The following is a 23,263-nucleotide window of genomic DNA, read 5'->3' on the forward strand; positions in this document are numbered from 1 at the left end:
AAGTACAAATCTTTGATGGACAAACCAAATTAGGAGAAACCACATCTGAGAATGGAGTATGGGAGATTACCACATCTCAACTTACAGATGGAGTCAAGAACTTAACAGTAATTATCACTGATATTGCAGGTAATGTTAGTGATAATGCTTCTCTATCAATTACAGTTGATACCGTAGTCCCTGACTTTAATATTACCAATCCTCAAACTAATGCAATATTAAATCCAGGTGCAAGATTGCAAGGTACTGTAAATGGTACAGGTTCAACAATAGATAAATTAAGTTATCGTTTTGGTAATGGTAGTGAAATTAATGTACCAGTAAATGGTCAAGGTGCATTTGATGCTGAATTAACTTTAACCGATTTATCTGGACAACAAAACCTGATTATTAAAGCGGTTGACTTAGCCGGAAATAGTAAAGAAACTACTCAAATTGTAGTCGTCAATCAATCAACACCAGACACAACAGCACCATCAATTACTGCTAGTCTTAATAATGATACAGGCATCAACACCGATGGTATCACTTTCGATTCTACCATCACAGGAACAGTCACAGATATCAGTGAAATAACCACATTCCAAGCTAAGTTAAATTCTGGCAACTTTGTAGATGTTTCATCTAAGTTGCAAAATGGTAATTTTACTTTAGATACAGCCACAGTAACTCAAATTAATGGTGGACAATTACCAGATGGGACTTATCAACTAACACTCAAAGCAGAAGATAAATTTGGTAATGTTTCTAGCGAAGCGAAATTAGACTTTACCCTGGATACCACAGCACCACAAACACCAGGCTTCATGTTAGATTCTCTGTTTGATTCTGCACCTATTGGTGACTCTCAGACAACATTTACTAACGTCAAACTAATAGGACAAACAGAAACAAACGCCACTGTTACATTACAACAAACAGGAACATCAATTACTGCTGATGCTGCGGGTAAATTTACATTTACTGATGTACCTCTCATATTAGGGGATAATTCCTTGACTGTGAATGCTAAAGATGCAGCCGGAAATACCAGCACCTTTACCACTATTATCAAACGAGTTAATCAAGATAACAGCGATGTCGTTTTAGATTGGAACGCTACCCTGTTAAATGCTATTTATGAAGACAAGACAGCGCCACCGATTGCTTCTCGGAATATGGCGATCGCTCAAACCGCCGTCTTTGATGCTATAAACAGTATTACTGGAACTTATAAAAACTATCATTTCACAGGTACAGCCCCGAAAATTGTATCAGCCGAAGCCGCCGCCGCCTCAGCCGCTTATACCGTTCTCGTCAATCTTTACCCCAAGCAAAAAACATTCTTTGATACTGCTTTAACAGCTTCTCTCGCCAAAATTACTGATGGTGAGGCAGAAAATACGGGAGTAACCTTTGGTCAAACTGTTGCCAATGATATCCTCACCTTACGGAGTACAGATGGGGCAAATACAACTGTAAATTATACACCTGGAACTAACCCTGGTGATTGGCAACCAACACCTCCAGCTAATGCTTCAGCCTTGTTACCACAATGGGGACAGGTGACACCATTCGGATTAACCAGTGGTTCTCAATTCCGTCCTGCTGGTGAACCCGCTTTAACGAGTGATCAATATACTACAGACTTCAATCAGGTCAAAGATTTGGGAAGTATTAACAGTACCACCCGCACTGCTGACCAAACAGAAGTTGCCAAATTCTGGGCAGACGGTTCAGGTACATTTACACCTCCTGGACACTGGAATCAAATTGCTCAAAATGCCGCTGCAAGTAAGGGTAATTCCTTAGTAGATAATGCCCGTTTGTTTGCCTTATTAGATATTTCCTTGGCTGATGCAGGAATTGCTGCTTGGGATGCTAAATATACCGAAAATTCTTGGCGACCCATTACCGCAATTCAAAAAGCTGATACAGATGGTAATCCTAACACCACTGCTGACACCAATTGGAAACCCCTAATTACCACACCACCATTCCCTAGCTATATTTCTGGACATAGTACCTTTAGTGGGGCTGCGGCAACGGTATTAACGGTTAAAACTGGAATCACAAGATATTTTTGGTAAAAATGCCAATTTTGCCCTTGAAAGTCAAGAAAGCCTACCGACAGGGATGCTAGATAGCGATGGAACGCTAATCTTTAAGCCCACACCTGACCAAATAGGAACTTATGATTTTACATTGGTTGCTAGAGATGGTCAGCAAGTTACCACCAAGAAGTTTAATTTAGCTGTAGTCGCTGACACATTGACAACTACAAGAATTTCTGGAGTAATTCAAAATACTGATCAGAAAGCGTTATCTGGTGTGGTGGTGAAAATTGGTGATGTATCTGCTACTACGTCCGCTGATGGATCATTTACTTTGACCTTAGCTGGTGTACCGTCTGCTGATGCAGCTTTGATCATTCAACCTGGTCAGCAAGTAGATAATGTGGTTTATCCATCCATTGCGGAAAAACTGCCTTTACTGTTGGGACATGACGTTTATGCAAATGTGAAAAACGTTATTGACCGTCCCATCTTTTTACCACCCATTGATATTAGCAACGCTCAAACTATTAACCCTGCAATTACTCAGACTGTTACCAGTGCGGCGATTCCTGGTTCATCGGTTAGAGTTGCTGCTAATACTTTATTCGATCAAGAAAATAAACCTTATACTGGCAAATTAAGTATTACTACAGTTCCCACAGAACTGACTCCTGCGGCTTTACCTGATAACTTGCGTCCTGATTTGGTGGTGACAATTCAGCCAGGGGAAATGAATTTTAGGACTCCTGCACCTCTGAGTTTACCGAATATAGCTGGATATGCGGCGGGTACGCAAATGGATTTATGGTCAATTAATCCCCAAACCGGAAATTTTGACAGTGTGGGTGTCGGACAAGTCAGTGCTGATGGCAAGGTGATTAATACGATTAGTGGTGGTATTCGTAATAGTAGTTGGCATTTCTTCGCACCACCAGCGCCAACTCCAGACGATCCTAATGCCGATCCTCGTAATCCAGAAGAAGGGTGTAATGATAATAAGGCTACAGGACCAAGTAATTCTGATGTGGAACTATATTCTGGTGCAGAAATAGAAACCCATAATTTAGCATCCTATCAATCTTTGGGAGTCAGTCGTGGATTAACTTTGCGTTACGATTCGGAGCGTGCTGATGCTAGACCAATTGTACATTTTGGATATAGCAATGTACCATCTGATCCAAATCTGCGATTGATGGCGGAATTGACGATTAAACGGGGTGATTTCACTCTAGCAGTCCCAGGTTTTGCGGGTGGTAAATATGGATTGAATGGGGGAGAAAATTTCTGGTCAATTCCTAGTGGTGGTGGCAAGATTGATGCTGCACTTCAGGCAGATTTACGAACTTTATCCTCTGGGCGTTATGATTATGATTTGACAACGGGATTATTGAGATTTAATAATAATCAGTTTAATGGTTCGACTTCTAATAGTACGGGTAAATTACTGGTTGTCAATTCTGTAAATAGTGCTTTTGGTAGTGGTTGGGGATTAGCAGGATTGCAGGAATTAGTGACTAATCCTGATGGTTCGGTAATGTTAATTGATGGTGATGGTAGTGAGTTGTTGTTTGAGAAGAATGCAGATAATACCTATAAATCACCTGCTGGACATTTCTCAACCTTAGAACGTTTGGGAGATGGTACTTTCCGTCATACAGCCAAAGATAAAACGGTTTATAGCTTTGATGCTCAGAATAAATTGATTAAGGTGAGCGATCGCCTGAACAATGAAACACGCTATGTTTATCAAAATGGGGTATTGAGTAAGATAGTTGATCCTGTTGGCTTGGAAACTACTTTTACCTATGTTGGTAATAGGATTACCGCGATTACAGACCCCGCAGGGCGTGTCACGAAATTAACTTATGACAGCAATGGGAATTTACTCAAAATTACTGATCCTGATGGTACGGGTCAAACTTGGGAATATGATGCTAGTCATCACATGACCGCAGGTATTGACCAGCTAGGAAATCGCGGACAGACTTTCTATAATTTTGCGGGTAGGGTGACTAACTCGATTCTGAAAGATGGTTCGACAGTGAAATTTGATCCTGTAGAGGTACAGGGTTTATATGAGCCAAATAAGACGAATGATCCTCTCAAAGCGCCTGTGGCTTTCCAATTAGGGGCAGCGAATTCTACCTATACGGATTCTAACGGCAATAAGATTGTGAATACTCTGGATAGAGCAGGACAGATTGTTTCTTCTTCTGATGCGGTTGGGTTGTTGCCTTCTGTAAAACGCAATCAGGATAACATGATTACGCAACAAACTGATGCGAGAGGAAACGCTACCTCATTTACTTATGATGCAAAAGGTAATGTCCTTACTACTCAAGATTCATTGTCTTTTCTTTCTCCTGGAGGAAATGCCTTAATTATCAATGGTGGTAATGGTAGTGAGACAAACTTTCTTGTAAACTTACTTCAAGAATCAGGGATAAAAACTACGATTGCTAATACGGTTCCAACCAATTTAAACGGATTTACTCAAGTTTTAGATATTCGGTATGACAATCAATTTGCCCTAAAAGATTCAGATAAGGCACTGTACCTTGATTTTTTACGGTCTGGTGGTAATTTAATGTTAGTGGGTGAAAATGGGAACTTTGCAACTCGTAACAATTCAATCTTGAACTTTATTGAAAAAGCAGGTGGCGGCTTACTGAATTTCGTTGAGCCTACTTTCGTTCAGCAAGTTCTAGCCCCATTTAATAGTCCTAATCCTATTTCTGATGGGAATGTAACCTATGGTGGAGTTGCAACTGGAGGTGTTGCCAGTGCAGGGACAGGGCAGTTTGTCACGGTAGATAATACAAATCGGGGTAGTACCATCTACTTTGATGAAAATGATCTTCCCAATGCTCTTGGTGGAAAATTAACTGTCATGTTTGACACTAATTTCTTCCTCGGCACAAATGATATTACAGATAACCAAAACTTAATTAACAACTTAATTGGTTTTGAACGTATAGATACTAGTTTTACTTACGATCCGAAATTCAACCAACTGACCAGTAAGACTGATGAACTTGGTCATCAAACGCTGTATCAAATTGACCCGAATAATGGCAACTTGCTATCTCTAACTCAAGTGGTTGGGGCTGTAGGTGGTGATGATGACCTTGTTACCAAATTCACCTATACAGATAAGGGATTAGTTGACCTGATTACTGACCCTTTGGGACGCATCACAGATGAAGATTATGATGCCAAAGGTCGTTTAACTGCTATCACCTACGCCAAGGGTACGGCAGATGAAGCTAAAAAGCAGTTTGAGTATGATGCAGCAGGTAATCAAACGGCAATTATTGATGAAAATGGCGATCGTACTGTATTTGAATATGATGCTCTGAATCGGTTGGTAAAAACTGTTGAAGCTGACCCTGATGGTGCTGGTCCATTAACTTCACCTGTGACAACTTACAATTATGATGCCAGAGGGAATTTAATCTCGACTACTGATGCTGTCGGTCATGTTGCTCAAAATGCTTATGATCAGTTAAATCGTCTCATTCAGTCTATTGATGCGCTGAACCAGAAGACTACTTATAGTTACGATAAGCTGGGTAATCTGCTCTCGGTTGTTGATCCTTTGGGACATAAGACTGAGAATAAATATGATGCTCGTAATCGGGTGATTGAGACAATTGATCCGTCAGGAAGTAGTAATAGATTCAGTTATGACTTAGATAATAATCTCGCCTCAGTTGTAGAAGTTAGCACCACAAAAGACAATAGAAATAATGCTTTAATCTCCACTAATAATGGACAAATTGGCATTATCAATACACTGACGGGAGAGTTTACAAAACTAGCATCAACTAGTAAAATCTGGACTGATATAGCCCTCACTTCAGATAACAAGTTATTTGGAATTACTTCAACTGGGCTGTACCAAATTGACTCAAATTCGGGCAATATCTCACTAATTGGAAATCTAGGGACAAGTAATTTAAATGCGTTGGGAATTGCGCCAAACAATGAACTTTATGCAACTGGAGGATCTAATTTCTATAAGATTGATTCCAAAACGGGAACTGCTTCTTTAATAGCAAACTTAGGAACTAATTTTTCTAGCAGTGGCGACATTGTATTCGATCATGTTCGCAGCTCATTCTGGGCTACTTCCAATTCAGGAGGAACTGACACCCTATTCTCGATTACACTGAGTGGTACTGCAACCAAACTTGGTAATACAGGCTTTGGAGGGGTATACGGGTTATTCCTAGATGAAGCAGGTAATCTGTTAGGCTTTACATCGGACGGAAAACAAATTGCTATAAACAAAGATACTGGCGTTGGAACTTTGCAGAAAACGGTAAGTAATTTGAGTAGTTCGATTTTGGGTTCAGCGCAAAACATAACTGGTAATTTAACTACTTTTGCTTATGATGCAAGGAATCGGAAGACGGGTCAAACTGATGCGTTAGGTAAGACAACACAATATCAGTTCGACGCAGCGAACAATCTTATTTCCCAAACTGATCGGAATGGGAATCAAACCAAATATCAATATGATGATTTAAACCGTCGTATCCAAACTCAAGATGCTTTAAGTCGGATCTCCAGCACTAGCTACAATGGCGTTGGTAATATCACTTCCACTACTGATGAACTAGGAAGAATTATCAAGTACACCTACGACAATCGGAATCGCTCAAAAACGATTATTGATCCGTTGAATGGTACAACTACCTTTGGCTACGATTTGGTTGGCAATCTTAAAACCATTACCGATGAGCTAAATCGCAGCAGTAGCTACAATTATGATGCACTAAATCGTAAAGTTAGCACCGCCGATCCTTTAGGTCAGACAACTCGCACTGTATATGATGCAGTTGATAATGTCATATCGGTGACAGATGCTCTTAACCAAACCACCAGTTACAATTACGATGCTCTTAACCGTCGTACTAAGGTAACGGATGCTAAAGGTCAGATAACAACCACTGTTTATGATGCAGTTGGCAATATTCTCTCTATTACTGACCCAATTGGTAATAAGACTAGCTATACCTACGATGCAAATGACAGATTAAGCAGCGATACCAATGCTTTAGGTAAAACCGCTTCTTATCAATACGATTTTGCAGGTAATGAGACAGCAACCACAGACCGCAATGGTAGGATTCGCAAATTCACTTACGATCAACTCAACCGTCAAATTGGTGAACAATGGCTAGATGCTAATAATATTGCCATTCGCACTACTGGCTACACTTACGATGCTGTTGGTAATTTAATCACTGCCAATGATCCTAGCTCCAAATATAGCTATGGCTATGATGCGGTGAATCGCCTAACTTCTGTTGATAACAAAGATACTCCGGTTGTTCCCAATATCTTACTCAATTACACTTATGATGCGGCTGATAACTTACTAAAAGTTACAGACACTATCAATAATCAATTGAAAGGAACTACCAGCTATACCTATGATGCTCTGAACCGAGCAACAAGCCTCACCCAGTCTGGTAATGGTGTGGCGAATAAACGGGTTGATATGACTTATGATGCTGCAAGTCAGATGACTGGTTTAAATCGCTTCACGGATTTAGCAGGGTTAAATGCTGTAGCAAATACTGGCTATACTTATGATGCTAATGGCAGACTGACTAATTTAACCCACAAAAAAGGTAATAACAATTTAGCTGCTTATGGCTATGTTTATGATGCAGTAAATCGGATTACTCAGACTACTTCAGTTGACGGTACTAGCAGCTTTAGTTATGATGCAACTAATCAGCTAACCAGTACCGACCACAGCTATCAAACTGATGAGGCTTACAACTACGATGCTAATGGTAATCGCAGTAATACGGGATATACCACTGGCACAAATAATCAACTGTTGTCTGATGGTACTTATAACTATGAATATGATGGTGAAGGTAATCGCACTAAGCGGACAGAAATTGCCACTGGTAAGGTGACACAGTATGTCTGGGATTACCGAAATCGTCTGACAAAGGTAAGTTTCAAAGATGCGGCTGGTAATGAGATTAAGACTGTAGATTACACCTACGATGTTAATAACCGTCGCCTTGCCAAGAGTATTGATGCTGATGGTTCTGGTGCGGCTACTCCGACAGTGGAAAGGTATGTCTATGATGGACAGAATATTGCTCTGACTTTTGATGGTAATGGTACGCAAACTCACCGTTATTTCTATGGTACGGGCGTTGACCAGATTTTAGCGGATGAGAATGGTCAAGGTCAGGTATTGTGGACGCTGACTGATAATCAAGGTACGGTGAGGGATCTGGTTGATGGGACTGGAACTGTTCAGAATCACATTACCTATGACAGTTTTGGCAAGATTACCAGTCAGACTAATCCAGTGTTTAAGACAATTCTTGCTTATACTGGACGCGAGTTTGATGGTGAGACGGGGCAATACTACTATCGCGCTAGATATTACGATCAAAATGTAGGTAGATTTATTAGTGAAGATCCTCTTGGTTATCAAGATGGAATGAACATTTATGCCTATGTTCATAATAGCCCTATCATTTGGAATGATCCTTTGGGGCTTGCTGTTGGAGAGCCAGGTTTTGGAGAAAGCTTAATACCTATTTGGGGATCTGGAAGACAGGCAATTAATGATTTTCAATGTGGTAGATGGGGTTGGGGATTATTTAATACCGCTTTGGCAGTTTCAGATGTCTTCTTAGTCAAGTCTCTAGTTACAGCAGTTGGAAAAGTTGGTGCTAAAGGATTATGGAAATTTGGTAATAACTCATGGAAAGGAGGAAGTGGAACAAGAGCATGGTTAAACAAAGTTGGTTGGTCAGACTATAAGGGTCAGCATTTCCATCACTGGCTATTCCATCAAAATGAAGGTATAGGTAGTCGCGTCCCAGAAGCAATTAAAAACCAACCTTGGAACTTAATACCTATTCCAAAGCAAGCGACGCTTTGGAATGGAAAAACCATATCTGGTGAGGTATTTCATCAAGCTCTACATGGTAAAGGTGATGAGGCTTTTGGATTATCAGGAAAACTTTGGTACGGAACACCAGATTGGGCTAAAGCCGGGGTATTGTATCCAGGTAAAGCTGCTAATGAATTGAAGGGAAATAATGGCTGTGGCTGTCCTTAACGGTGATCGCTGATCGCTTGTATGAAAGGAATATGCGTGCGATTGCTTTTGAAGATGTGGGAAGGCGATCGCTTTTTGGGGATGTGGGAAGGCGATCGCTTTTTGAGGATGTGGGAGGGCGATCGCTTTTTGGAATATCGGAGTGCGATCGCTTTTTGGGATATGGGAGGGCGATCGCTTTTTGGGGATGTGGAGGGCGATCGTTGTTGGGGATGTGGGAGTGCGATCGCTTTTGGGGATGTGGGAGTGCGATCGCTTTTGGTGTGTGGGAGTGCGATCGCTTTTGGGATGTGGGGGATGCGATCGCTTTTTTGGGATGTGGGGGTGCGATCGCTTTTTGGGAATTTGGGAGTGCGATCGCTTGTTGGGATGTGGGAGGTGCGATCGCTTTTTGGGAATGTGGGAGTGCGATCGCTTTTGGGGATGTGGGGGATGCGATCGCTTTTGGTGTGTGGGAGTGCGATCGCTTTTGGGATGTGGGGGATGCGATCGCTTTTTTGGGATGTGGGGGTGCGATCGCTTTTGGGGTGTGGGAGGGCGATCGCTTTTTGGGGATGTGAGATGGCGATCGCTTTTGGGATGTGAGAGTGCGATCGCTTTTGGGGATGTGGGAGGTGCGATCGCTTTTTGGATGAGGGAGGGCGATCGCTTTTTGGGGTGTAAGGGGCAATCGCTTTTAGGAATGTGATGAGGGCGATCGCTTTTTGGCTTGTGGGGGGCGATCGCTTTTTGGGGGTGTGGGAGGTGCGATCGCTTGAGGTTGTGAAAATTGTTAGAAATAATTATCTGCTAGTAACTAAATAATTAACCAATCGATTCAATCTCACCCGCATCATTGATAAATACAGATGAACCTATTGATAAAGATGAGATCATTTCACTAATTTTTTTCATTAGAGGCACTAAATGATCAGGACGAGTGCTACGAGAGTTTAAAATAATAATTTTCAAAGTCTTATCAGTTAAATTTTGCTGATAAGGAAGATTTTTATCGGCCGTAATAAACACATCAAAAGGATGTTTTTCAGCCAAATCAAGAATTTGGTGATCCTTAAAACCACGCCACCCCATATCATTAACATTGTAAACAATATAACCTTTATGTAAAAAAGGTTGTTTGAGTTTTTTACTTAAAAGATTTTCATCTAGCAATATAATCATTAAGCGCAACGTTCCTGAGCAATTATTAATTTAGCTGCATTTTCTAAAACTTTCATAGTTTGAGTCTCCAGATAAGGAAAATCATTAATAAACTCAGCTAATCCACCCTCACTTTCAAGATAATCAAAAAATGTTTGTAAAGGAACACGAGTTCCCGTAAACACTGGAACTCCACTCATAATTTCAGGATCGCAGTGAATAATTCCCTGAGTTTCTAATAAGTTGTTTAGTGTCATGTTTTCTTGAATATATAACCTAATCTTCCTTATTATAACTTGATTATAACTTGAATGATATGTAAAGTGTGTTAGCCAAGCTTACCGTTCGCGCAGCGTATCGCTTTTTGGGAATGTGGAGGGGTGCGATCGCTTTTTGGGGTGTGGGAGTGCGATAGCGAAGCGCTCCGCAGGAATCGCTTTTTGGGATGTGGGAGGGCGATAGCGAAGCGCTGCTGCAAGCAGTTCGCTGTTTTGGGGTGTGGAGGTGCGATAGCGAAGCGCTCCGCAGGAATCGCTGTTTGGGGTTGTGAGGGGCGATCGCTTGTTGGGGATGTGGAAGTGCGATAGCGAAGCGCTCCGTAGGAATCGTTTTTTGGAATCGCTTTTTCGTCCATGTTGGTGTGGGCTTTTCCCATTTTCTTCGATTCAGATTAGAATGAAGATAATATTCAGATTCAGTATTCAACACTTCTTGTAAGAGAATTACTAATCATGACTCAACTAGAAATAAATCAATTCCAGTCTAATCTGACTAAATATCTTGACTTGGTAATCAAAGGAGAGAAAATCATTATTACACAAGATAATAAACCAGTGGCAGAAATTTCCCCAATTCAACGCCCATTGAAACGAGGTAGTGCTAAAGGAAAAGTGTGGATATCATCAGATTTTAACGAACCTCTCGAAGACTTTAAGGATTATATGGAATGAAATTATTATTGGATACCCAAATAATTATTTGGTTCGTTAACGATGATCCGCAACTAAATGATCATCTAAAAGATTTAATCGAAGACAAAAACAATACCATTTATTTAAGTATTGCTAGTCTTTGGGAAATGTCTATTAAATATAATTTAGGAAAACTAAAATTTGAGAGGTCATATCAAGAGTTTGTTGAGTTAGAAATTATCCAAAGTTGTATCAATTTACTTGACATCAAAGTAAACCACCTTTATGTTCATTCCCATTTGCCATTGCATCATAAAGACCCCTTTGATCGGCTCATTATTGCTCAATCCATAGCCGAAAATATTCCTCTCATCTCCGTTGATTCTATTTTTTCGCAGTACCCTGTAACAATAATCAATTAACTAGTACGATAGCGAAGCGCTCCGTAGGAATAGCTTTTTTGGGATGTGAGGGTGCGATCACGATAGCATCCCTACAGCTATTTCTGTGTTAAACTCAGGATTTTCTAACGTCAACTCAACATAATAATGAAATCAAAAATTTACATTGAAACAAGTGTTCCCAGTTTTTACCATGAAATTCGGACTGAACCGGATATGATAGCGCGTAAAGAATGGACTCGTTTTTGGTGAAATAACGTCAAACAAAAATATGAACTGGTTACAAGTATTGCAGTTTTAGATGAACTTAACAAAGGAAATTTTCCTAATAAAGAAGAAGTAATTCAACTTATAAATGATATCCAGTTGATAGATATCGAGCCGGAAATTGCTGAAATTGTGCAAACCTATATTCAAAATCAGGTTATGCCTAATGATCCTTTAGGCGATGCTCTCCATCTTGCCATAGCATCCTATCATAAATGTGATTTCTTGTTAACATGGAATTGTCGTCACTTAGCTAACGCTAACAAGTTTGGACATATTAGACGAGTGAATGTTATGCTATGCTTATATGTCCCTGCATTCGTGACACCTTTAAAATTAATGGAAGATAACTAATGATTACTATTGATGATTCCGTACTGCAAAAAATTCGAGAAATTCGTCATCAAATTTCTGAAAATAATCAGCATAATCCGCATAACTTAATTAAGTATTATCTAGAATTACAGCAACAATACAAAACAAAAAAATCTAAATTAAGCACTCAATAATTTTATGCTTGTTTAGTGCGTAAGCGTTGCGCTCCGCAGGAATCGCTTTTTGGGATGTGGGAGGGCGATAGCGAAGCGCTGCTGCAAGCAGTTCGCTGTTTGGGGTGTGTGAGGGCGATAGCGAAGCGCTGCTGCAAGCAGTTCGCTGTTTGGGATGTGGAGGGGCGATAGCGAAGCGCTGCTGCAAGCAGTTCGCTGTTTGGGGATGTGAGAGGGCGATCATTTTGATAATTAGGATTTTGGAGGGGCGATCGCGCTCTTGTTCCCCCCTTAGTAAGGGGGGTTAGGGGGGATCAACTCCTCAATTAATGCGACAATACCCGTGAAATTATGTAAGACATCCTCATTATTAAATCTTATGACTTTTAAACCATAACCTTGTAAGATTTCCGTTCTTTCTTGGTCGTATTTTTGAGCATTTTCGGCGTAATGACTATCGCCGTCAATTTCAATAACTAACTTCAATTTTGGGCAATAAAAATCAACAATAAAGTTATCTATAGGGCGTTGTCTATGAACTCTATATTTGAAGTCCCTTAGATAATCATACCAGATTTTTTTCTCTGCTAAAGTCATATTTTGTCTTAACTCTTTAGCTCTCGATACCAAATTTTTATTGTATGGTAGATAATTCATTTTGATCCCCCCAACCCCCCTTACAAAGGGGGGCTTTTTGACTGCTATTTTACTCTAATGTTATTTGATATTTTAAACTCATATTGCGATCGCGCAAATTCCGACTTGTCAAATTACTTTTAGGAGATGTGAGGGGCGATAGCGAAGCGCTCCGTAGGAATCGCTTTTTGGTGATGTGGGAGTGCGATAGCGAAGCGCTCCGTAGGAATCGCTTTTTGGGATGTGGGTGCGATAGCGAAGCGCTGCTGCAAGCAGTTCGCTTTTTGGGGGATGTGGAGGGGCGATAGCGAAGCGCTGCTGCAAGCAGTTCGCTTTTTAGGGATATGGGAGGGCGATAGCGAAGCGCTGCTGCAAGCAGTTCGCTTTTTGGTGTGGAGTGCGATAGCGAAGCGCTGCTGCAAGCAGTTCGCTTTTTGGGGGTGTGGGAGGCGATAGCGTTCGCGGAGCGTCCCGGAGGGAACTAGCGCTGCTGCAAGCAGTTCGCTGTTGGGGATGTGGGGGCAATCACTATTTGTCACTGTTTTAGATAAAATATAATTTAAGATGACCAAGTAAAGACAAAAGTAAAAACATGATGACAGGAACAACTTTTGCAGAAATCCTAGAAGCTGCGGATAAATTAGTACCCGAAGATCAGGAAAATTTAATTCAGATTTTACAGAAACGACTACGAGATCGCCGAAGAAATAGTCTAGTGAAAGATGTTCAGGAAGCACAAAAAGAGTTTGCAGAAGGTAAATGTCGGACTGTTACTCCTGCACAACTGATGGAGGAACTTCTTTCGTGAGTTTTGTTTTATTACGTTCCAGTGCATTTATTCGTTCAGCCCGAAAAATTTTAAAAAAACAACCAGAAATCACTGAAAATTTTCAAAGTATTCTGGAGTTATTATCTACAGATCCATTTCATCCACGCCTAAAAACTCATAAATTAAAAGGAGATTTACAAGATTCTTGGGCTTGTAGCGCAGGATATGATTTGAGAATTATTTTTACATTTGTTGAACATGAAGAATCACAAGCAATCCTGTTAGAGTCAGTCGGTACTCATGATGAAGTTTACTAACTGTGATAATTGGATTAGAGCGATCGCTTTTTGGGGTATGGAGGGCGATAGCGAAGCGCTGCTGCAAGCAGTTCGCTTTTTGGGGTGTGGAGGTGCGATAGCGAAGCGCTGCTGCAAGCAGTTCGCTTTTTGGGGGTGTGGGAGGCGATAGCGAAGCGCTGCTGCAAGCAGTTCGTTTTTTGGGATATGGGAGGGCGATAGCGAAGCGCTGCTGCAAGCAGTTCGCTTTTTGGGGTGTGGGAGGGCGATCGTCCCAGTGCTGACTTGTCAGTTCGCTCTCAATGGAGAAATTTTTGGAATTAAATTAATCTGTTAAAATTTGTTCAGGTAAACAACTCCAAATGTAAAATCAATGAAAATTAAAGCTATTATTTATCCTGCCCAAGAAGGGGGTTACTGGGCTGAAGTACCTGCACTTCCTGGTTGTATAACAGAAGGGGATACAATGGAAGAATTAATTAATAATCTTCAAGATGCTATACAAGGTTGGCTAGAAGTAGCAAATGAAATTCAAAAACCAGATCCAATCTCACAAGTGATTGAAATTGCAGTATGAAATCAATTTCTGGGAAAAAATTATGTAAAATTGTTGAGAACAAAGGTTGGATTCTCAAAAAAATTACAGGCAGTCACCATATTTATGAAAAACCTGATGAAAGTAAAATTATTTCTATTCCTGTACATAGAAATCAAGATTTAAAACTTGGGACTTTAAAATCAATCATGAAGATAGCTGAATTGGTAGAAGATGATTTGTAATTAATGTTTGTTGTGTAGGCTATAACATACGTTAGTCTTAGAGGGCGTTTGAAAACTTTACCGAAGCGCTGTTTGGGGATATGCGATCGCTTGTAATAATGTTATAATTACTGAGTCTAAAATTTAATTATATGTATGGAATTTGAATGGGATACACAAAAAGTCTTCACTCTTGCCTCTTGCCTTTTGCCTTGCCATAACGACAATTTTCAACGCCAACCTACTTAGCGCTGCTGCAAGCAGTTCGCTGTTTTGGGGATGCAGGAATTTAGGAAAGCGATCGCTGTTAAAATTAAAGAGGTTTGAGAAGGCATAAAGCTATGACTATTGCAGCAATTAAACCCACAACCATCGAAGAATTTTTGCAATTGCCAGAAACAGAACCTGCTTCTGAATTTATTCATGGACAAATCAAACAGAAACCTATGCCTCAAGGGGAACATAGCCAACTTCAGATCAATCTATGCGAAACTATTAATCAAATTACTAAACCTCAAAAAATTGCCAAAGCTTTTCCAGAACTACGCTGTGTTTTTGGTGGATTAGCAATCGTTCCAGATATAGCTGTATTTCGTTGGGAGCGAATCCCTCGGTTGCCATCAGGACGGATTGCCAATCGTTTTGAAATCCATCCAGATTGGGCTATTGAAATTCTCTCTCCCGATCAGAGATATAAACAAGTCCTAGCCAAATTACTACACTGTGCTGAGTATGGTACTGAGTTGGGTTGGTTGCTTGATCCTGAAGATGAGAGTATTTTAGTAGTAGATAGCGATCGCCGAGTTAGGGAACTTAAAAATAGCGATCACTTACCAGTTATTACAGGGGTTGAATTAGATATAACCGTTCAAGAAGTTTTTAGCTGGTTAATTTTTTGAGAGGATCGCTGTTTGGGAGGATGTGGGGGGCAATAGCGCAAGCGCTGTTTCTTGGATGCGGCTTTTGTCAGTTCGCTGTTTGGGGTGTGGTAGAGCGATAGCGAACGCGAGTGCGTCCCGGAGGGAACTAGCGCTGCTGCAAGCAGTTCGCTTTTTGGGGATAAGAGTCAAAAAAGGCTATAATCATAGTTGTACCTAACTATGTACAACTCTAGCCATGAACATCGTCAACTTTAGCGAAGCAAGAAACAATTTTAAATCCGTACTAGATACAGTGGCCAATGATAAAAACTGTACCGTCATTGTTAGAAGAGATGCGGAAGATGCTGTAGTCATGTCTAAAAGTTATTATGACAGTCTGATGGAAACAGTTTATCTGTTAAAATCCCCTGCTAATGCTCAACATTTAGAAGAAGCGATCGCCGAATACAAAGCAGGGAAAACACAAGAACACGATTTAATCGATGCGTAAATTAGCTTGGGGTAGTAAAGCGTGGAAAGATTATCTTTATTGGCAATCTCAAGACAAGAAAACTTTAAAAAGAATCAATCAACTTATCCAAGATACTTTATCAGATCCCTTTGAAGGAATCGGTAAACCCGAACCTTTGAAAGAGAATTTGTCAGGTTTTTGGTCTCGCCGTATTGATGAAACAAATCGTCTTATTTATGCTATCGATGATGATTATCTGACAATTATTTCATGTCGCTATCATTACCAAGAATAATCAGTGCGTGGGCGTTGCGCTGCTGCAAGCAGTTGGCTTTTGGGGTGTGGGAGTACGATAGCGTTCGCGGTAGCGTCTAGAAGAGATAGCGCGACCTAGTAATCGCTTTTTGGGGATGTGGAGGTGCGATAGCGAACGCGAGTGCGTCCCGGAGGGAACTAGCGCTGCTGCAAGCAGTTCGCAAGGGTTGTGATTGCTTCCCTTCCCTCGCAATGACTGTAAATATTTTTGTCCAATTACTTATGAGCCTTTTCAAAAATTATTCTTAATAAGGGTTAAAGAATCGCTGTTGTGGTGAATATGAGAGCGATTAACTGTTACCAAAAACTATTAACATTCACAAACTCATACCCTTGTTCTAATAATTTGGGAATCAAAATATTAATAGTTTCCGCCACATCTTTGCCACCAAAATAGCCATCATGCAAGACAATTAATGAACCGTTTTTAACTTGCTTTATAACTCGATTTACCACAACATTTACACCAGGATGAACCCAATCTTCAGGAACTACACTCCACATCACTGGACGATAATTCCACTGTTGAAATAATTGTAATGTTTGAGGTGTGAAAAAACCGTTGGGAGGACGCACATCTCGTACTTGTTCGGGGGTTAAATTACAAGCATTATAAATAGCAACTTGGGTTTTTTCTAAACTTTGTTTGAGTTGGGTTGACGAAAGTAGGGGAAAAGAATCATGTTCATATCCATGTAGTCCGATCCAGTGTCCTTGTGTGCTAACTGTTTTCGCAGTTTCTGGAAACCGATTCACACAATTTCCTAACCAGAAAAAACTAGCGGTAATGTTATAACGCTTTAAAACCGATAATACTTGGGGTGTGTATTGGGGATGAGGTCCATCATCAAAGGTAAGGGCGATAGTTTTACTGTTCGAGTTTCCACACCATAGACAATGGGGAAAGGTGGGTTGGAGAAGCCGATAAACAAGGGGAAATAGAGGTGCAAATTCCATTGTTAAAAATATCTTTGTAACAAAAACTGTAACAACAACCTAATTTATGATCACACTGGTTTAAATTGGTAAAAAATCTGCGGGTCATCCCTGAACGGAAAATGACGTTGTGCAAAGATATTCGAGATTATCAAATTCTTTTTTTGAGTTTATTTCTGATTTTGGGAATTGCGACGCGAGACTGGACATTACATCCAGAATTTATTGGTGTGGCGATCGCCTCTTGCATTATAACTCAAATTATCTGCTCATTGCTCACTAAATCTGAAAAGACAATCCCAGTAATTAATATCCGTAGTCCCCTAATTACCTCTTTGGGACTGAGTTTATTACTACGCGCTGATCATTGGTCAACAATGGCTTTAGCTGGATTTGCAGCCATAGCTAGTAAATTTATTTTCCAATTTGGGGAAAAGCATTTTTTCAACCCTGCTAATTTTGGCATTATTGCCGTTCTTACCCTCACTAATGATGCTTGGGTATCCCCAGGACAATGGGGAGAAGAATGGTGGTATGCGTTGTTATTTGTGGGGACTGGAGGCATGATTTTACAGCGTATTGGTCGTTGGGATACTACCGCCGCTTTTCTAGGTGCTTATTCCCTCCTAGCAGCCATCAGAAATATGTGGTTAGGTTGGACTTGGGACGTTTATTTTCATCATTTAATGAGTGGATCTTTACTGTTATTTTCTTTATTTATGGTGACAGATCCGCGTTCAATTCCCAACGCCCCCATGAGTAGAATTTTATGGGCAATATCTATTGCTTTATTAACATTTATTTTGCGAAATTTCTTCTTTATTCCCACCGCTGTTTTTTGGGCTTTATTTGCCCTCGCACCCTTAACTATTTTCCTAGATAGATTCTGGGTTACACCGAGATTTTCTTGGTGGCAGCAACCAGAATTATCAGCAGAAAAATAACCAATCAACTATCATTAATTAAGGATCAAAATGCAACTTTTACGCCTATTCATGCCCTTAATTTCTGCACTTTTAGCAGTGCTGTGTTTTGTGCCTACAGCTTGGGCTTTTTGTGGTTTTTATGTGGCTAAAGCTGATACAAAACTCTATAATCAAGCTTCACAAGTCATACTAGCAAGAGATGGAAATCGTACCGTCTTAACAATGGCTAATGATTTTCAAGGTGATGTTAAAGATTTTGCCGTTGTTATTCCCGTTCCCACTGTTTTAAAAAAAGAACAAGTTCATGTAGCCCAAGCGAAAATTATTGAACGATTAGATGCTTTTAGCGCCCCCAGATTAGTTGAATATTTCGATTCTGACCCCTGCGCTCAAGATAATATAATGACGGATATGCCAGCACCACAAGCAGCAGCAAGAATGAGAGGTGCAGAAAATAGCATGAAGAAAGATAGCAGTTTAGGTGTGACTGTTGAAGCCAAATTTAATGTTGGTGAATATGATATTGTCATCTTGAGTGCTAAAGAATCTGGTGGACTAGAAATTTGGCTAAATCGCAATGGTTATAAAATTCCTAAAGGTGCAAAGGAATTACTAAAACCCTATATTCGTTCTTCAATGAAATTCTTTGTTGCTAAAGTCAACTTAGATAAATTTGCCGAATCAGGTTATCAATTACTGCGTCCTTTGCAAATTTCCTACGAATCACTAAAGTTTATGTTACCGATTCGTTTAGGAATGATTAATGCTACCAAAGAACAAGATTTAATTGTTTATATTCTCTCACCCCAGGGACAGGCAGAAATTACTAATTATCGCACTGTTAAAGTTCCTTCCGATGTAAATATTCCTATTTTTGTGAAAAATGAATTTGGTGATTTTTATAAATCCATGTTCCAAACTTCCTACACCAAAGAAGATAAAAAAGTTGGCTTTTTGGAATATGCTTGGGATATGAGTAGTTGTGATCCTTGTTCTGCTGAACCACTCAATAATGAAGAATTAAAACAAGCGGGTGTGTTTTGGTTGGATAATAATAGCAGTGATAGACCAGTATCTCCCCGTTTTCGTTCTCGTTTTCCCAGTAGCAGTGTTTTCATTACTCGCTTGCACGTTCGCTACACCAGAAATAAATTTCCTGAAGATTTAATGTTTCAAGCAACTTCACAACGGGATTCTTTTCAAGGACGTTATATTTTACAACACCCATTTACAGGTAATCTCGAATGTAGTGCAGGAAGACAATATAAAAGTTCATTAAATCAGCGATTTGAAAAAGAAGCGCAAACTCTAGCTAGACTTACCAACTGGAATATTCAAAACATTCGCCAAAAAATGCAATTATCTGTGGGAAATATTTCTACTTCTTGGTGGGATAATTTCTTAGCTTGGTTTGGTCTGTAAATTTCTTTGACTTGCAAGGGTCAAATCCCCAGATCCCCGACTTCTTAAAGAAGTCGGGGATCTTAATTTACTAAATAAATTTGATTATGTTTTTGTTCGGAGTCAATTCAACCTACAAACTTTTGGTTTTTGACTTCTATTAGGAGTTATTTTAATTTAGATAAGATAAACCCCTTGGATTTTTCTCAAGACTATCATAACATAACCCTCTCAGAAGTCAAGACCCTTGAAAATACGTTGAGTCATTCGCAGGTATTCTCAATAATTTTGGGTGAAAATGCCAGGTTAGACTTTTTTGGCAAAATGGGGTTAAGAATTATTAAGGTAGTGACGCTAAAACGTTGAGATATTAAACCTCCTAATATCGGAAGTCCCTTATTAAAACTAATACTACTTCTGTTAAAGTTACTCAAACCACACCCGCAGTTACTCCCAAAAATATCACTACCGCAACTTTAATTCATACCCTAACTGCACATTCTCTGGATGTAAATGATGTAGCCCTCAACCCTGATGGTCAAACTTTGGTTAGTGGGAGTTACTTCCCTAGCCATTAGCCCCGATGGTAAGATTTTACACGTACCTTAGTGGTTCATTCTTCCATGACTTGTGCGTAACCAACCATCATTAAATCACATCCCGAAAATCCTCAAATCCTGGACATCCTGATTCAGACAAAAAAATCCTTCAAGAATAACCAACCATCATCAAATAACATCCTGTAAATTCTCAAATCCTGGACATCCTGATTTTGACAAAAAATCTTCCAAGAGCTTTACCTATTTATTCACTTCCAATAACCGGGAATTCTCTAATCTTGACATCCACTTTTCTAAATAAACTTGATTATGTTTTTGCTCAGATGGATCTTGACTATCTAGAGGATAAGGTAAAAGTCCTAAAATTGCGGCACTAGTTACACAAAACATAGACTTTTGGAAACTCATACAAATTTGCACTCGCAAATCATCTTCACCCCGAAGACTGCGACGATAAATATTATGTAAATATTCTGGGAGATAATGGCGCATATCCTGCATTAACAATGTGGGAGGAATACCTGCACCACCAATAGGTAAAGGATCTGCGTATAATGCACCATATTGAAATCGAGATAAATCTGGGGGAACTTGATATGCTTGTGCGTTTAAAGAAACTGTACCTAAAAATGGTGTGCCTCTAAAAAATACCGCTTCTACATAGGGAATTGCGGTATCTGCAAGGAAGGTTAACCCAACTGATTGAGGAATAAGATCATAAACTTTATCGCCAATTTTGACACTATATGTAATTGGTTTCATTGCATCTGCAACTAAAGCCAATTTAATATGTTCTACAACTTGGGGAATTGTTTTAATTTCGCCGTTGTCATAGCGATCTGATAAATTCAGAAACATATCCGCCATGACTCGCCAAAATTGACCTAACCCAGTATAATAAGCAGAGACTCGTAACTGTTCTATCAAGAATTCGGGAAACAGTTCATTGAGTCCCCATATCAGGGGATTATATTTAAATTTAGCAGCAATAACAGCTTTAGCTCTATCGTGAAATTCTTGAGTATCTAAGTATGCGTCTAAACCGCCGCCACCATGCCACATCATGGTTTTCATGCAATATTCAGCATATTCAAAATTAATCCGATCATGCCATAAATGGCGGAATAATTTGGCAACAGAAATATCACCATCAAAATATTTAAAGAAGGGAAAAAATACTAAAAATTGATGTTCAGCAATGTAAATAAGATTTTTAGAATAGGCATCTAAAACTACACCATAACTTTTGAGAATACCAACAACTTCTAGAACGTTTTCGGGACTATCTTTAAGTAATACCTGACCGGTTTGTAAGCGTTGAATATATTCAGCTAGAGGGTTGTAAGTGGGGCTGTTTTTAGTCGTTATCATGTCAATTCTCCTGGAATTAAAATGTCTAAACTATGATTTTTGGGATTTTTTTGATGACTATGATGAGCTTGTTTTGGTTAAGAATCCAATGGTTCCCGATTTGCTACTAGATGATGATTATTAGTTTTTACCATGGTGGTAATTGTGGCTTGGGTATAATAGACTAACCAATTGGGTTGAATACCAAAAATAACGATCGCTACTGCTAAAATGATGGCAGGGATGCGATCGCTCCAATACACACGAGGTAAGTTCATCACTGCTGCTGATAACCGCCCAAAAAAGGCACGATTTAAGAGAATTAGGAAGTAAACCGCAGTTAAACCATTTCCGAGCATGGCTAATAATGTTTGGACGGGGAAAATGGCAAAACTGCCCCGAAAAACAATAAATTCGGAAATAAATCCCACCATTCCCGGTATACCTGCACTGGCCATAACGGCAAAAATCATTAAACTACCAATAACTGGTAAACCTCGTTCTGGGTTTAATAGTCCCCGAATGACATTTAAATCTCGACTACCAGCTTTTTTGTAAACAACTCCCACCAACAGAAATAACATGGCGGATATTAACCCGTGACTAATCATTTGCATGACTGCACCCAAAACGCTGAGGGGTGTGGATGCGGCTGCTGCTAATAAGACATAGCCCATGTGACCGATAGAACTATAGGCTACCATTTTTTTCATGTCCGTTTGGGCGATCGCACAAGATGCCCCAAACAAAACACTAACTACTGCCCATGTGGCTAACCAAGGTGCTAAATAAGCCCAAGCATCTGGTAACAAATTCATCCCAAATCGCAGTAAGCCATAAGTCCCTAATTTTAATAATATCCCCGCCAATAGCACAGATATGGGTGTAGAGGCTTCAACGTGGGCATCTGGTAGCCAAGTATGGAAGGGAACGAGGGGAATTTTAATGCCAAATCCTACCAAAATTCCGGCAAGGAGTAAAATTTGGGTTGCTAAGGGTAGAGATTGGGCATTTAAGGTTGCTAGTCCAAAACTGGGAGAACCACTCAACCAAACCATCCCCAGGAAACTGGCTAAAATGACGATTCCTGAAAAAGCTGTATAAATCAGAAATTTTGTGGCTGCATAACCCCGTTTTTCTCCCCCCCAAATCGCAATTAGCAAATATAGGGGTATTAGTTCCAATTCATAAAACAGGAAGAATAATAATAAATCCTGTGCTAAAAATGCTCCTATCACCCCAGCACTTAAGAGCAGAATTAGAGAGTAGTAAAATCTCGGACGTTGTTGGGATTCATCGCTGCTATAAATAGCAATACAAGTTAATAGTCCATTAAGAATTAGCAATGGTAGAGATAAACCATCTATACCCAGATTGTAGTTTAAGCCAATTGCATCTACCCAAGGTAGTGACTCAGCAAACTGTTGACCAATTTCTCCAGGATTAAACTGAGTTGCTAGGAAAATACTCCATAAAAAAATAATCACGCTAAAGACGAAAGCTATGATTCGCGCTAATTTACCAGAGATGGTAAAAGGATAGAAACCAATAAAAGCCGCACCAATTAACGGCAGTAAGATCAATGTACTGAGCATGAAAGTTAGGGAATAGAGGGTGGGGAGGTGGGGGAGG

The 23,263-nt window shown here is 39.9% G+C and carries 26 protein-coding genes; 19 read left to right on the forward strand and 7 right to left on the reverse strand.

Annotation, left to right across the window (positions count from 1 at the left end; all coding sequences use genetic code 11):
• The 4 genes from AN486_RS20980 to AN486_RS20995 form a co-directional block, all read left to right on the forward strand.
• On the forward strand, positions 1-2,069 hold a 2,069-nt coding region (locus AN486_RS20980), incomplete at its 5' end, for an Ig-like domain-containing protein (RefSeq protein ID WP_290602430.1).
• A gap of 46 nt (positions 2,070-2,115) precedes the next feature.
• Positions 2,116-9,144, forward strand: a complete 7,029-nt coding sequence (locus AN486_RS20985) for an RHS repeat-associated core domain-containing protein (protein WP_290602431.1) — start codon at positions 2,116-2,118, stop codon at positions 9,142-9,144.
• A gap of 32 nt (positions 9,145-9,176) precedes the next feature.
• A complete protein-coding gene (locus AN486_RS20990) occupies positions 9,177-9,704 on the forward strand; it encodes a hypothetical protein (RefSeq protein ID WP_290602433.1) in 528 nt (175 codons plus the stop codon).
• A complete protein-coding gene (locus AN486_RS20995; RefSeq protein WP_290602435.1) occupies positions 9,701-9,832 on the forward strand; it encodes a hypothetical protein in 132 nt (43 codons plus the stop codon). Before AN486_RS20990 ends, AN486_RS20995 begins: the two co-directional genes overlap by 4 nt.
• A gap of 116 nt (positions 9,833-9,948) precedes the next feature.
• Here the strand turns inward: AN486_RS20995 and AN486_RS21000 are convergent, their stop codons facing one another.
• Genes AN486_RS21000 through AN486_RS21010 form a run of 3 tightly spaced genes read right to left on the reverse strand, consistent with a single transcriptional unit; the run spans position 9,949 to position 10,989 of the window.
• Positions 9,949-10,305, reverse strand: coding sequence for a DUF5615 family PIN-like protein (locus tag AN486_RS21000; RefSeq protein WP_053539541.1), 357 nt, complete (start codon positions 10,303-10,305; stop codon positions 9,949-9,951).
• Positions 10,305-10,541 (reverse strand): DUF433 domain-containing protein, encoded by a 237-nt coding sequence (locus AN486_RS21005; protein ID WP_053539542.1) that lies wholly within the window; start codon positions 10,539-10,541, stop codon positions 10,305-10,307. Before AN486_RS21005 ends, AN486_RS21000 begins: the two co-directional genes overlap by 1 nt.
• 43 nt (positions 10,542-10,584) lie before the next feature.
• On the reverse strand, positions 10,585-10,989 hold the full coding sequence (locus AN486_RS21010) for a hypothetical protein (RefSeq protein WP_290602438.1): 405 nt from the start codon (positions 10,987-10,989) through the stop codon (positions 10,585-10,587).
• A gap of 26 nt (positions 10,990-11,015) precedes the next feature.
• Between AN486_RS21010 and AN486_RS21015 the strand changes: the two genes are divergently transcribed.
• The 4 genes from AN486_RS21015 to AN486_RS21030 all read left to right on the forward strand — a co-directional run bounded on the left by AN486_RS21015 (position 11,016) and on the right by AN486_RS21030 (position 12,372).
• Positions 11,016-11,234 carry a type II toxin-antitoxin system Phd/YefM family antitoxin gene (locus tag AN486_RS21015; RefSeq protein ID WP_053539543.1) on the forward strand — a complete coding sequence of 73 codons (219 nt, stop codon included), beginning with the start codon at positions 11,016-11,018 and terminating at the stop codon, positions 11,232-11,234.
• Positions 11,231-11,617, forward strand: coding sequence for a type II toxin-antitoxin system VapC family toxin (locus tag AN486_RS21020; protein ID WP_053539544.1), 387 nt, complete (start codon positions 11,231-11,233; stop codon positions 11,615-11,617). Before AN486_RS21015 ends, AN486_RS21020 begins: the two co-directional genes overlap by 4 nt.
• Positions 11,618-11,962: 345 nt before the next feature.
• A complete protein-coding gene (locus tag AN486_RS21025) occupies positions 11,963-12,217 on the forward strand; it encodes a type II toxin-antitoxin system VapC family toxin (RefSeq protein WP_168636756.1) in 255 nt (84 codons plus the stop codon).
• The gene (locus AN486_RS21030) at positions 12,217-12,372 is read left to right on the forward strand and encodes a hypothetical protein (RefSeq protein ID WP_168636757.1); all 156 of its coding nucleotides are present in this window, start codon (positions 12,217-12,219) and stop codon (positions 12,370-12,372) included. Before AN486_RS21025 ends, AN486_RS21030 begins: the two co-directional genes overlap by 1 nt.
• A gap of 270 nt (positions 12,373-12,642) precedes the next feature.
• Here AN486_RS21030 and AN486_RS21035 read toward each other — a convergent pair whose 3' ends face one another.
• Complete coding sequence (locus tag AN486_RS21035; RefSeq protein WP_199924258.1) at positions 12,643-13,008, reverse strand: endonuclease domain-containing protein; 366 nt, start codon at positions 13,006-13,008, stop codon at positions 12,643-12,645.
• Positions 13,009-13,579: 571 nt separating this feature from the next.
• On the opposite strand from AN486_RS21035, the gene AN486_RS21040 reads away from it, so the two are divergent.
• The 8 genes from AN486_RS21040 to AN486_RS21075 all read left to right on the forward strand — a co-directional run bounded on the left by AN486_RS21040 (position 13,580) and on the right by AN486_RS21075 (position 16,438).
• Positions 13,580-13,795: a hypothetical protein gene (locus AN486_RS21040; RefSeq protein ID WP_053539548.1), complete on the forward strand. Its 216-nt coding sequence runs from the start codon at positions 13,580-13,582 to the stop codon at positions 13,793-13,795.
• The gene (locus AN486_RS21045; protein ID WP_027400629.1) at positions 13,792-14,073 is read left to right on the forward strand and encodes a type II toxin-antitoxin system mRNA interferase toxin, RelE/StbE family; all 282 of its coding nucleotides are present in this window, start codon (positions 13,792-13,794) and stop codon (positions 14,071-14,073) included. Before AN486_RS21040 ends, AN486_RS21045 begins: the two co-directional genes overlap by 4 nt.
• Positions 14,057-14,224 (forward strand): hypothetical protein, encoded by a 168-nt coding sequence (locus AN486_RS21050; RefSeq protein ID WP_290602443.1) that lies wholly within the window; start codon positions 14,057-14,059, stop codon positions 14,222-14,224. The genes AN486_RS21045 and AN486_RS21050 overlap by 17 nt, the downstream gene beginning before the upstream one ends.
• 201 nt (positions 14,225-14,425) lie before the next feature.
• Entirely contained in the window at positions 14,426-14,629 is a 204-nt protein-coding gene (locus tag AN486_RS21055) for a type II toxin-antitoxin system HicB family antitoxin (RefSeq protein WP_028091145.1), read from the forward strand.
• Positions 14,626-14,832 carry a type II toxin-antitoxin system HicA family toxin gene (locus tag AN486_RS21060; protein WP_039201887.1) on the forward strand — a complete coding sequence of 69 codons (207 nt, stop codon included), beginning with the start codon at positions 14,626-14,628 and terminating at the stop codon, positions 14,830-14,832. The genes AN486_RS21055 and AN486_RS21060 overlap by 4 nt, the downstream gene beginning before the upstream one ends.
• Before the next feature lie 320 nt (positions 14,833-15,152).
• The gene (locus AN486_RS21065; protein ID WP_053539551.1) at positions 15,153-15,710 is read left to right on the forward strand and encodes a Uma2 family endonuclease; all 558 of its coding nucleotides are present in this window, start codon (positions 15,153-15,155) and stop codon (positions 15,708-15,710) included.
• A gap of 217 nt (positions 15,711-15,927) precedes the next feature.
• Positions 15,928-16,182, forward strand: a complete 255-nt coding sequence (locus AN486_RS21070; RefSeq protein ID WP_039201895.1) for a type II toxin-antitoxin system Phd/YefM family antitoxin — start codon at positions 15,928-15,930, stop codon at positions 16,180-16,182.
• Positions 16,175-16,438: a Txe/YoeB family addiction module toxin gene (locus tag AN486_RS21075; protein ID WP_168636759.1), complete on the forward strand. Its 264-nt coding sequence runs from the start codon at positions 16,175-16,177 to the stop codon at positions 16,436-16,438. Before AN486_RS21070 ends, AN486_RS21075 begins: the two co-directional genes overlap by 8 nt.
• A gap of 317 nt (positions 16,439-16,755) precedes the next feature.
• On the opposite strand, the gene AN486_RS21080 is transcribed toward AN486_RS21075, so the two are convergent.
• Positions 16,756-17,415, reverse strand: a complete 660-nt coding sequence (locus AN486_RS21080; RefSeq protein ID WP_027400987.1) for a polysaccharide deacetylase family protein — start codon at positions 17,413-17,415, stop codon at positions 16,756-16,758.
• Between the two features lie 101 nt (positions 17,416-17,516).
• On the opposite strand from AN486_RS21080, the gene AN486_RS21085 reads away from it, so the two are divergent.
• The 3 genes from AN486_RS21085 (at position 17,517) to AN486_RS26725 (ending at position 20,299) form a co-directional block, all read left to right on the forward strand.
• Positions 17,517-18,338, forward strand: coding sequence for an RnfABCDGE type electron transport complex subunit D (locus AN486_RS21085; RefSeq protein WP_053539553.1), 822 nt, complete (start codon positions 17,517-17,519; stop codon positions 18,336-18,338).
• A 30-nt stretch (positions 18,339-18,368) separates the two neighbouring features.
• Entirely contained in the window at positions 18,369-19,742 is a 1,374-nt protein-coding gene (locus AN486_RS21090; RefSeq protein ID WP_290602447.1) for a DUF2330 domain-containing protein, read from the forward strand.
• A gap of 458 nt (positions 19,743-20,200) precedes the next feature.
• Positions 20,201-20,299 carry a WD40 repeat domain-containing protein gene (locus AN486_RS26725; protein WP_338422823.1) on the forward strand — a complete coding sequence of 33 codons (99 nt, stop codon included), beginning with the start codon at positions 20,201-20,203 and terminating at the stop codon, positions 20,297-20,299.
• A 222-nt stretch (positions 20,300-20,521) separates the two neighbouring features.
• Here AN486_RS26725 and AN486_RS21095 read toward each other — a convergent pair whose 3' ends face one another.
• Complete coding sequence (locus AN486_RS21095; protein ID WP_290602449.1) at positions 20,522-21,652, reverse strand: CO2 hydration protein; 1,131 nt, start codon at positions 21,650-21,652, stop codon at positions 20,522-20,524.
• A gap of 77 nt (positions 21,653-21,729) precedes the next feature.
• Complete coding sequence (locus AN486_RS21100) at positions 21,730-23,226, reverse strand: NADH-quinone oxidoreductase subunit M (RefSeq protein ID WP_290602451.1); 1,497 nt, start codon at positions 23,224-23,226, stop codon at positions 21,730-21,732.
• Positions 23,227-23,263: the final 37 nt, after the last annotated feature.

The sequence above is a fragment of the Anabaena sp. AL93 genome (assembly GCF_001672085.1).
Taxonomy (GTDB): Bacteria; Cyanobacteriota; Cyanobacteriia; order Cyanobacteriales; family Nostocaceae; genus Dolichospermum; species Dolichospermum heterosporum.